The organism is Allobosea sp. 05T422_2, from assembly GCF_056396265.1.
This window is the reverse complement of the sequence record NZ_JBFTLD010000437.1, coordinates 1-2834: the sequence shown is the minus strand read 5'-3', so window position 1 is coordinate 2834 and position 2834 is coordinate 1. Positions and strand designations below refer to the sequence as shown.

Sequence of the window (2834 nt, the reverse complement as noted above, 5' to 3'; positions counted from 1 at the left end):
CGGTTGTCCCGGATCGTCGGACGCAACGCCGGCGGGTAGCGGCGCGGGCTCAGGATGTTGCCGCCCGGCCGGTCGAGCGGCAGACTCAGGCAAAACGATATTCCTTCCGTCGCCTCGGCCAAACCTTGCAGGCGCTTCTCGCGCGTGATCAGGTTCAGCCGGCCGAGCTGATCGTCCGGCCCGAAATCGCCCCAGTTCGAGCCATACGGCCGGCGCTTCCAGCGCTGATTTGTCATGCCCCCCTCCGGTCGGGCGCTCGCGGCCCGTTTGCGGAAGCGCCACCGTCGCAGCCGCGAGGTCGCCACGCAACGTCTTTGCATAGGACTTGAAGTCGACCTCCAGCGCATAGCGGGCGGCTTCGAGATAGGTTCGCCGCTGTTCTTCGCGATGCGCGGCGATCTCGGCGCGCTGGTGGTGCGGCGACGGCAACGTGACGACACCAGCAAGGATGGCCGCAATCCAGCGCGACTGCATCTCGACCAGCGGAATCGTCGGCCCGATCGGCTGGACCAGCCCGGCGAACAGCAGGCCCGGATGCTCCACGCTGCGATCCGCCGATAATGCGCGTGCGTAGCCTCGCCGTCGGTTGCCAAAATGCAATGCAGTTGCGCGCGGATATCGGCTTCGCATGGCGCGGGCATCGGTTGGGAGCGCGAGGCATCAGGAACAAAACTCGATGTCGCTTGTCGATTCATGGGGTTAATTCTCCCGCCCATCAACCCAGGCACGCGCATCGTGCTCAGATGGGGCGATCGCTGCAACCCCAATTTGGGGGTATTCGCTCAGATTTCGGAACTCCTATGATTGCATCGCGCAATATTCGTGCAAAAAGACTTGCCGAACGTCGAGCGAACTACGGTGGCACGCCGCGACAATGACGCTCTGGCTTGACGTTCCGTCCCGCCTTTGACATTCCGTCTYAGATAACTGTTCGAATTTCGTTCTAATTCCGCACGAATTATAATGTCACGAGCCAAGTCCCCTGGGGAAAGCGGAGCGTTCACGGGAACATGATTGGCGGCTCCGCCCCTCACTCCACTCTCACGAATTAGTGCGGTATCTGACTGGGCCCGCAACAGTCGTCACCCGCCGTGTTGACGGGCACTTCCAATTGGGCCGATGTCTGAGAGGACGTGTGACCATCGCTTCGAACGGATGCCAGTGTATTCGGTACGGGGGCTTAATCGCCCCCCTTTCGCGATCGGAGTTATTTGCGCGACGTTGGTCGGCTGACAGATCGACCTGCTCAGACAACAACAGGATGCTTGGGGCGACTGGATTCGGGTCATGACGCTTGCGAGAAGACCGAATTCGATCGATCGAGACGTAGGTTCGCGCTTGCGAGCGCGAAGGCAGCTCATCGGCCTCAGCCAGTCCCAACTAGCGGAGCAGTTGGGCATCACGTTTCAGCAGATCCAGAAATACGAAAGCGGATCAAATCGGCTCAGCGCGAGCCGTCTTCAGCTCATCGCGCACATCCTTGAGGTSCCGGCGGGTTACTTTTTTGAAGCGGCGGCGACTGAAAGCAACGCGCCTCAAGAACGCTTAAGGGAAGTTAGTGCCAACGATATCGCTGAATTGCTCTCGACCAGCGAAGGAATTCGTCTCGTCAATGCCTTCTTGAAGGCCGAAAGCACGGCGAAGCGCCAGCAGATCGTTGCCATGGTTGAGGACCTGGTGAATGCCGATCCTGCCGGGAGCAGCGACAAAATCGGGCATTCTCACGAATAGCGCAAGTACAATCGGGCAAAAGCACGCGATGACCGAATCTGAAATCAAATGACGTATCGTCATACAGGGCGACGCGTCCGGTCTCGGCTTGTCGTAGCAGCATCGTCGTGCTGTCACTAGTTAACCAATCTCCGTCGATCCGAACGGGACGGTGCAAATCCCCGTCGACGAGCCAATATGCGTGTGCTTACATCATTTCGATACCTGTTCTTGGCTTGACTACATGCATTGTGAATACTGAATATTATGCAATCCGCTGCGCTATCGGCCAACTGAGGAGTTATTGGCATGGCGATCTCAAGGAAGAGCGGATTTTCCCACGAACTTCCAGCATCGCCCCCAGCAAACCAGCGGAATTACAAATGGTTTCGGCCCGATGGAGACGATGACGATAGTTTTGGCCGAGGGATTATTTGGGGAGCCGCGATATCATTCTTGCTCTGGGGAGGGATGGCGTTGGCCTGGCTCACTATTCTTCGATGACTGCACCGCATGCGTGATTTATCGCGCATGAGCACTCAGCAAGAACATCGATGGCCTGAACTGGAGTGACTTCCCCAACAGGGATGGACAAAACGCCTGGCCGTGGGCCAGGCGTAAACCGAAGTTTCTGAGTTGGGTGCAGCACCCAGTCAGTGGCGCCGCTCCTCACGCCGGTCGGTGCGTCCGGTGCGCCGCGTGTCACGCCGCTCCCCGCGCCCCGTACGCCTGTCCCCACGCCGCTCCATGCCGGAGGTCTGGGCCTGAGAATTCGAGACTGTCAGGATCGTAGCAGCCGCAGCAACACCGAGAGCGGCTGCCGACCACAAGAAGGAAAGGGCATGTCGGCGAGAGATCATGTCCGGATTGAAGACTTCGCTCATGGGAAAGCTCCTCGGGATCTATGAACAGTCTTTGCCGCCCCCTGTCGCCCCCGATCACCATGATTGACGTAAGGTCACATTTCATCTGCTCGAGTCAATCAAAGCAGGCTGTTTATGGCCCGGMGTAGCGTCTGGCGCAAGTCTATTCTCCTACCCTTGGCGCAACTGTTTCGCTTCGACCAATAATCGACGACCCGAATACAACTGCCCGATCTATCGAGGTCACGAGAACCCCGACGC

At 58.6% G+C, this 2834-nt stretch carries 2 protein-coding genes and 2 pseudogenes; 1 reads left to right on the top strand and 3 read right to left on the bottom strand.

Features of this window, described 5'->3' with window-relative positions; genetic code table 11:
• Window positions 1-236, bottom strand: a pseudogene (locus AC1DJT_RS35705) (cyclase family protein); the annotation flags it as partial.
• A gap of 130 nt (window positions 237-366) precedes the next feature.
• Window positions 367-630, bottom strand: a pseudogene (locus tag AC1DJT_RS35700) (hypothetical protein); the annotation flags it as partial.
• Between the two features lie 657 nt (window positions 631-1287).
• Here AC1DJT_RS35700 and AC1DJT_RS35695 point away from each other — a divergent pair.
• The gene (locus tag AC1DJT_RS35695; RefSeq protein WP_476769050.1) at window positions 1288-1731 is read left to right on the top strand and encodes a helix-turn-helix domain-containing protein; all 444 of its coding nucleotides are present in this window, start codon (window positions 1288-1290) and stop codon (window positions 1729-1731) included.
• A 632-nt stretch (window positions 1732-2363) separates the two neighbouring features.
• Here the strand turns inward: AC1DJT_RS35695 and AC1DJT_RS35690 are convergent.
• Entirely contained in the window at window positions 2364-2594 is a 231-nt protein-coding gene (locus tag AC1DJT_RS35690; RefSeq protein WP_476769051.1) for a hypothetical protein, read from the bottom strand.
• Window positions 2595-2834: the final 240 nt, after the last annotated feature.